Origin of the sequence: Mesonia mobilis DSM 19841 (genome assembly GCF_000423405.1) — a bacterium.
Classification (GTDB): domain Bacteria; phylum Bacteroidota; class Bacteroidia; order Flavobacteriales; family Flavobacteriaceae; genus Mesonia; species Mesonia mobilis.
Window position 1 is genome coordinate 1 of the sequence record NZ_AUHX01000024.1, and the last position, 7,205, is coordinate 7,205.

General features: G+C 30.2%; 7 protein-coding genes and 2 pseudogenes. 7 read left to right on the top strand and 2 right to left on the bottom strand.

Annotated features, from left to right (window positions below; genetic code table 11):
- Nucleotides 1–204: pseudogene (locus tag G551_RS15830) on the bottom strand (IS1182 family transposase); the annotation flags it as partial.
- A 340-nt stretch (nt 205–544) separates the two neighbouring features.
- On the opposite strand from G551_RS15830, the gene G551_RS0111855 reads away from it, so the two are divergent.
- From G551_RS0111855 to G551_RS0111895, 7 genes are all read left to right on the top strand, one after another.
- Nucleotides 545–871: a helix-turn-helix domain-containing protein gene (locus G551_RS0111855; RefSeq protein ID WP_027885770.1), complete on the top strand. Its 327-nt coding sequence runs from the start codon at nt 545–547 to the stop codon at nt 869–871.
- Entirely contained in the window at nt 868–2,145 is a 1,278-nt protein-coding gene (locus tag G551_RS15835) for a DNA cytosine methyltransferase (RefSeq protein ID WP_084626408.1), read from the top strand. Before G551_RS0111855 ends, G551_RS15835 begins: the two co-directional genes overlap by 4 nt.
- Nucleotides 2,142–3,461, top strand: a complete 1,320-nt coding sequence (locus G551_RS0111865; protein WP_027885772.1) for a hypothetical protein — start codon at nt 2,142–2,144, stop codon at nt 3,459–3,461. The genes G551_RS15835 and G551_RS0111865 overlap by 4 nt, the downstream gene beginning before the upstream one ends.
- Nucleotides 3,458–4,030: a hypothetical protein gene (locus G551_RS0111870; RefSeq protein ID WP_027885773.1), complete on the top strand. Its 573-nt coding sequence runs from the start codon at nt 3,458–3,460 to the stop codon at nt 4,028–4,030. The genes G551_RS0111865 and G551_RS0111870 overlap by 4 nt, the downstream gene beginning before the upstream one ends.
- A 345-nt stretch (nt 4,031–4,375) precedes the next feature.
- On the top strand, nt 4,376–5,332 hold the full coding sequence (locus tag G551_RS16280; protein ID WP_051191390.1) for a GIY-YIG nuclease family protein: 957 nt from the start codon (nt 4,376–4,378) through the stop codon (nt 5,330–5,332).
- Nucleotides 5,333–5,496: 164 nt separating this feature from the next.
- Nucleotides 5,497–6,090: an acyl carrier protein gene (locus G551_RS16910; protein WP_036243825.1), complete on the top strand. Its 594-nt coding sequence runs from the start codon at nt 5,497–5,499 to the stop codon at nt 6,088–6,090.
- A 162-nt stretch (nt 6,091–6,252) separates the two neighbouring features.
- Nucleotides 6,253–6,924 carry a hypothetical protein gene (locus G551_RS0111895; protein ID WP_156876792.1) on the top strand — a complete coding sequence of 224 codons (672 nt, stop codon included), beginning with the start codon at nt 6,253–6,255 and terminating at the stop codon, nt 6,922–6,924.
- Between the two features lie 100 nt (nt 6,925–7,024).
- Here the strand turns inward: G551_RS0111895 and G551_RS16670 are convergent.
- Nucleotides 7,025–7,205: pseudogene (locus G551_RS16670) on the bottom strand (IS110 family transposase); the annotation flags it as partial.

Here is a 7,205-nt window from a genome sequence, read left to right on the forward strand (position 1 = left end):
ATAGCCCACCAGACAGAGTTTAAAGAACACTACAGGATCTATACTCTTTTGACCGCTGCTGCCGTAAAAACCTCGAGTAAGATCATAGAGAAAATCTAAGTTTAAGGCTTCTTTCAATCGGCGGTAGAAATTAGTGGCCGGTACCCGTTCACTCAACTGAAAACTGTTGAATAACTGCTCTTGATATACTTTTTTTCCTTGCATACCATGAAATTAATCTTTTTTAGTAAATTGTGCAACAAGCACAACGTGTATAGCTCATTGCGGCTGAATTCCTAATCGGAATTCATTGCAATTTGCTATCTTTGGTTTTCGGCGGAAAATCATAGCTGATTTCCCGCAACGAGCCATACACAAAACCGTTAGCCACAAGCTGAAAAAAATCCGAACTAAAAACCAACCGCATATTTTTGCACATTTGGTTTTTCCCTCCGCAAAAAGTCATCACTTTAAAAACCAAAAGAGCAAAAATCCCCTATCACAATCAAAAAAATATTTGTAAATTTGACCAAAATAGGTCAAACATAAATGTGCATACCTCAAAATGACAAATTTCGGAGAATTCATAAAACAGCAGCGAGAAGAATTTGGTTGGACACAAACTGAATTTGGAGCCAAATTAGGCATCAACTCCAGTGCAATAAGTCGAATAGAAACTAATACTAAACAACTTAGTTTTCAGAAATTAGAAAAGTTATCTAAAATATTTAACATTGATTATCAACAATTAAAAGAATTATATTTCGCTAACAAATTTGCACAGGAAGCGATTAAATACGACTGTCCTAATACTACATTTACAGTAGCAGAAAAAACTTTAAGGTATTTAAAATCTAAGAATATTAAGCAATTAAAAATTGACACCTTATGAATTATACAGAAAACACAGATACTATTTTGCCAGCAGAAGACTATCAATCAAAAATAAATTATTCGTTGAAAAAGAATATCTGCTCAGATAATTTTAAGGTTTTATCCCTATTCTCTGGATGCGGAGGAATGGACTTGGGATTAAGGGGAGATTTCACTTTCAGGGATAAATATTATCCCAAAAATCCTTTCTCGACAATATTAGCAAATGATATTGATCCAGCAGCAACGTTCACTTATGAATCAAATGAAAAATATTTTGGAGATCATCAAATAATACAAGCTGATATAAGAGAAGTTCCACATAAAACAATTCCAGATTTTGATTTTATGATTGCAGGATTTCCTTGCCAACCCTTTTCTAATGCGGGATTAAGAAAAGGAATAAACGATGAGAGAGGAAATCTTTTTGAGGAATGTGAGAAAATATTGAAAGAAAAAGAACAATCTGAAAAAAAACCAATAGGTTTTATTTTTGAAAATGTTCGTGGAATAATGTCTTCCAAAATGCCCGATGGAACATCTATACCAGAAGAAATCGTAAAAAGAACTAAAAAATTAGGTTACAATACAGTTTTTAAATTAGTTAAAGCTTCAAATTATGGAGTTCCTTCAGCAAGATATAGGGTTATTATTATAGGTCTAAAAAAAGAATATAAAAAGTTTGACTTTGATTTATTGGACAAAGTAGTTGAGGAATTTGATATTCCAAATGAAAATAATAATAAGTATGACCTTATGTTAGGTTCTATATTATCTGATATTAAAAAAGATACTCCCCAATCAAAAGATTTTTGGAAATATTCTCCGTCAGGGCAATATATGGTTGATAAAATTGGTCCTTGTTATGGTAACAAAAAAACATTAAACCTTTTTAAATCAAAAACACCAATTGAAGAATTACCCGAAAAAATTCATAAAGGACGTTCTTGGAAAAATATGGATAGAGAGGATATGTCAGAAAGATTTCGAAAAATACACGACAATCCAAAAAAATATCGTTCTCCTAATTTTTATCGTAGATTTTCTTTAACTGAAATAAACGGCACAATTACCGCATCAGCGCAACCTGAAGCTTGTGGGATAACTCATCCTTTAGAAAATAGAAGATATACAATAAGGGAAATTGCAAGAATACAATCTTTCCCCGATGATTTTATATTTCCGTACAAGACAATTGCAAATGCGTATAAAGTAATCGGTAATGCAGTTCCACCAATATTAGGTTGGGTTATATCTAGAGCTATTTCTAAACACCTTAAAGAAAACGAATGATTAATCATAATAAAGCTTACATTCTCGGATTATTGGTTGGAGGTGGAAGACTAGACAAAAATACATTTCTTATTGAATTACCATTTGCTAAATGGGGAATGGATCCTAAGAAAATGGGGAATATTGCCGTTGATATATTACAAAGAATAGCTAGTTTATTTCAAAATGAATATTCTGTTAAAGTAACTTATGAAATTGGAAACAAGAAATGGTTTATTAAACCAATCGAAGATGAAGGGTTCAAGAATATTCAATCCGATCTTACGACTTTAAAACTTCCCAAAATAGGTTTTTTATTAAATAATGCAGACTTAGAAGAAAGTAAAAATTTATTGAAAGGAATTAATGCAGAAAACTTTTTATCAGGTATTTTCGATGCTAGACTTAGCTTATCAAAATCTCATCGCCGTTTTGATGATAAAGCACCCGTTGTCTCTTTAGAGATTCCGGGAAGCACAAAAAATTTCAAATTTGTTGTTCAACTTTGTTCTTGGTTAACTGAAATGGGTAGTGTGACGGATCAAATTTTATACAATCATCCGAATCAACATTCAGCATCTGATCCAACTTATATAGGGTGGAAAAAAGGATTTAAAATTCGATTTCTTATTAGGTCTTTTCTAGCAAATCACTCATTTGCATTACAAGCTAAATCTATAGATGCAAAATTAATTGAAAAAAATCAAACAAAATTTGAACAGGAAGAATGTCCGTTTAGAAAAATTAGACAGCCGAGTCCAGTATCTATTCATAATGATATAAATTCAAGTAACTTGCCTGAAGAGGTTAGGAATAAGCTCTATTTTCATTATTTTCACTTTTGTGCAACTTTAGGCTGTAAGTTTGCGCCTATTAAAGAAGTCGAAAAAGTAGTTCAAAATAAAAATAGTTTAATTTCATTTTTTCCACGTTTAAGTAAAGGAGCTATTGAAGAAATACAAAAACAATATGAATCGATTTCAAACGAACACTTTAACAATTGCCAAATAGAAAACTTACAACTTTCAGTAAAATCTTTATTAAGTGATAATAGAACTTTTATATCTTATTATGGATTAAAACAAGGTTTAGCATTTCTTTTAGCAGATGAACTCAATGGTAAGCGACATAAAGGACCAATGGCTAAAATTATTGAATCAAATATGCCTACTAAATTAGAAGTAAAGAGATATTATGGAACAGAAAACGAGCCAATTTTAATTATAAATAATTCTAATGATCGTGCTGTAATTTGTTCCAATATCTCTAGTACGAAAAACCAAAAACTTATTCAACAAAATACACAAACATCAAATTTGGAAGTCAAGATAATATGAAGGAAATAGATTTTTACGAAGAGTTTTCAGAAAAATTCATTAAATACTTAAGAGGTTATATAGAATCAAACATAGAAATAGCATATAGTGTAAATAAATCTCTTGACGTAATGATCAAAGAAGTTAGCACCAAGCTTAATACAGAAATTAGCTTTGAAAACGAATATATTCCTAAATTAAAATTAGATATTTTATTTGCCATAAAGAAGGAAAACAAAACCCACCTTATACTATTTGAAGTGAAATATTTGCAACAACTTTCATTAAAAGACTATTCTCAACTAAGTGGATATTTACAGGTTGCAAAAAATATAAGTACAGGTATTCTTCTTCTTGTGGTAAAGGGAAGTTCTCCTAATAAATTATCAAATGACTTTAACGAAATTATAAAATTAAAAAAACTTCCAATGGATTGGGTTCAAACTATAAACGATAAGGAATATCCATACAAAACAGGGATAATTTCATTTCAACCAGGCAATGGAATAAATTGGATTGATTCAAAAATAATAAATGGAATTTCAAATTTTGAAGAATTAGCGTCGATAATAAAAAAAGCCACCGCTTAAAGTCATACCCATTTACAATTCGCAAGAGCCAACGCTACGCCAAAAATTGCAAAAGAGTATGTCTTGCCAACGCTCAATTCAGAACCAATATTAAAATTTCGAAAAACCAAATGAAACGTAAAAAGCCAGTGGCTAACACCGTATATAACAAATAGCTGCGACTTTCCTAAACCGAAAATTTCGGTATAATTGGAAAGTCGCCAATTTTTTATTTTTGGCGTTTTTGACATTTAAAGGTAAAAACTTAAAACAAAAAATTGGCTTGTAGCTCAACCGAAAAATTAGCTCTTTTTTGCACGCTACTTGTCATATACACGCACGTTACCACACATATAAAAGAGACCAGTGACAACAGAAGAAATTATAGAATTACTTAAAGAAAGAGAAGCTGATTTTTTGAAAACAAAAACATTTTCACAGCTTCCTGGAATTTATGCGTTTTTTTATATCGGCAACGACTTTCCATTATTAGGTGATTCTATTTCTAAACATCAAATAATATACATTGGGAAAACTGAATCAAGCCAAGAAAAGAGAGATTCAAAAACTCATTTTACAACTGGGAAAACTGGAAGTTCGACAGTAAGAAAGTCTATTGGTTCAATATTATGCGTTAAGGAGAATTTAACTCCAATTCCAAGGAATGAAAGTGACTATTCAAAAAGGAGATTTAGCCATTTCAAATTTGACAACGCTAGTGAAATAAAAATTACAAACTGGATGAAAAATAATATGGCTTTGTCATTTTACGAATATCCTAAAAGCAAAGAGAAAATTGACAAATTAGAGACAGAAATAATTAAACAATTAAAACCGATTTTAAATATTGATCATAAAAATCTTAAGAATCCTTATCTAAATCAAATAAAGCAATTAAGAAAAAATTGTGCCTCGATTGCATTTAAAAATTCAGACTTTAAGAATCAAAATCCTGTAAAAACGAAAACAAACAAAACGGAAATTACAAAGAAAAGTCTTGGCACTTTTACTTCTGGATATGTATTCATTGACAACATTACGAAAAGTGATGTTAAAAGTCGTAACATAAGAATTAAAGTTGAAAACAAACACTTATTCCCAGAGGAGAAATCAGGACAACCAATTTCTTATTCTTTAAACTTCAAAGCTGGAAATACGGATTTTATTGCAAAATATACGATTGGTTCGAAGGATGGAAAATCAAGAAGTGGAGTTTTGAAACTAGATGATAGTATTTACCAAGAGAATTTAAAAATACAAATTGGAACAAGTCTAAAAATCAGTAAATCAAAGGATGATAAATACATTATTGAAAGATTATAATGAAATACGTGTGGTAACACCGTATAACAACAATTGCGGCTTTGTGTCCTGCGGACACAACCGCGCAAGCATAAAAGTCGGTAATTTTAGCTATCTTAGATTTTAACCAACCCGCAACTGATTGTTATACAAGACCGTTGGCAAACATTTAAACCAAATCAGAAATGGGACTAGATTCTGTAGAATTATTGATGTCAGTAGAGAACAAATTTGGAATACGAATTAAAGATTCCGACGCTGAAAAAATTTATACCGTTCAAAATTTTGTGGATTCTGTTTATGATAAAATCATTATAAATCCGACTGAAAAATGCTTAACTCAAATCGTTTTTTACCGAATTAGAAACGCATTTCAGAATCTGATATTGACAGATAAAAAAATTAAACCCGAAACAAAATTATCGGAATTGCTTACTCAATCCGAACTTAAAGAAAGTTGGTATCAATTGGAAACAGAAATCGGGCTTGAATTACCTGAATTAGTTTCTCTCGATTTTAATCCAAATTTAGGTTCTCACGTAAAAATTTTCGGAATTAAAACCATAAAGCGAACTACACCTGTTTCAAGTGGAACAATACGTGACTTACTTAATTGGACAATTGCATTGAATCAAGAAAAACTCATTGATATCCAAAATGTAACGAGTAAATATGAGGTTGAGCGAATAATAATCGGAATTATAAACAGAAATATGGGAATACCAATTAGCGAAATCAAATTGGAACACTCAATTACAAATGATTTAGGAATTGACTAAAAAAACGTTAGCCAACAACGTATATTTCCAATTGTGGTTCTGTGTCCTGCGGACACAGACGCTCACGCGTCAAAGTCAGTTCTTTTTACTATCTTTAGTACCTAAATTCCCACAACTGACAAATATACAAGACCGTTGTGCGTAATACGAAACAAAATTGTTGTGAATATTTATAATTTATTGAATATTAAAAGGCTATCCAATATTGATTTGCCAAGTGCAAAATTTATTGAAACTACCTTAAATGAGATCATAACTCCTGAATTAAATAAAATTGGTCTGGAAAACAATAGTTATAAATATTTATGGACTAAAAATTATAATTCTAATGAAATAAAACCTATTATTAGATTCTCTTACCGAGGTTTAAATGGAAACTTAATGATTGGTAATAACTTTAAATTTATTCCTATATTAAATGAAAATGGTTCATTTAGAAAAAATTCAAGTACTTTACACCTTTTTGAAAACTTAGAATTTTTTGATACAAAAAATAAAATATCATTATGGAATGATAAATTCTTCAAAAAATCTATAGAAAAAATTATTAAGACTGATTTAAAAAAAATAGAAAATCATTTAAACTCTTACAATTCAATTGAAAAAAATATTGAAATAGCACAAAGACAAACAAATAATAATAGTTTTCAATACGATATTCGATTCCCTAATCCTAAATATATTTTAGCTTTTTTATATGCAAGAGTTGGTGAAAAAGAAAAAGGGATAAAAATTTTACAAGAATTTTTAAAAGAGAATAAAATTAAGAATACAGATATAATTGAGGTTCTTTCTAAAATAAAAAGTACTACGCACAACAAAGAACTGAGGTAAAAAGCAACTCTTTTCTTCCTTAATTTTAGAGCATATTTATCCTGTACTAAAACCTCTATTTCTTTAATCTTAGTACTTCATATCTTTATTAATTTTAATACTACTTCGTCGCTAAAACTGATACGTAATTTGCATCATAGGCCAAACCCGACTTGGCGATCGAAAAGGCCTGTTTCAGCAATTTATTACATACCGCGATCAAAGCTAATTTCTTACTCTTTCCTTTGGCTACTAAACGATCATAGAGCTTTTTACAAGCCAGATTGTATTTGCAAGCATTA

Coding starts and splice junctions, on each gene's coding strand:
- G551_RS0111855 (WP_027885770.1), top strand. CDS start 545: ATGACAAATTTCGGAGAATTCATAAAACAGCAGCGAGAAGAATTTGGT.
- G551_RS15835 (WP_084626408.1), top strand. CDS start 868: ATGAATTATACAGAAAACACAGATACTATTTTGCCAGCAGAAGACTAT.
- G551_RS0111865 (WP_027885772.1), top strand. CDS start 2,142: ATGATTAATCATAATAAAGCTTACATTCTCGGATTATTGGTTGGAGGT.
- G551_RS0111870 (WP_027885773.1), top strand. CDS start 3,458: ATGAAGGAAATAGATTTTTACGAAGAGTTTTCAGAAAAATTCATTAAA.
- G551_RS16910 (WP_036243825.1), top strand. CDS start 5,497: ATGGGACTAGATTCTGTAGAATTATTGATGTCAGTAGAGAACAAATTT.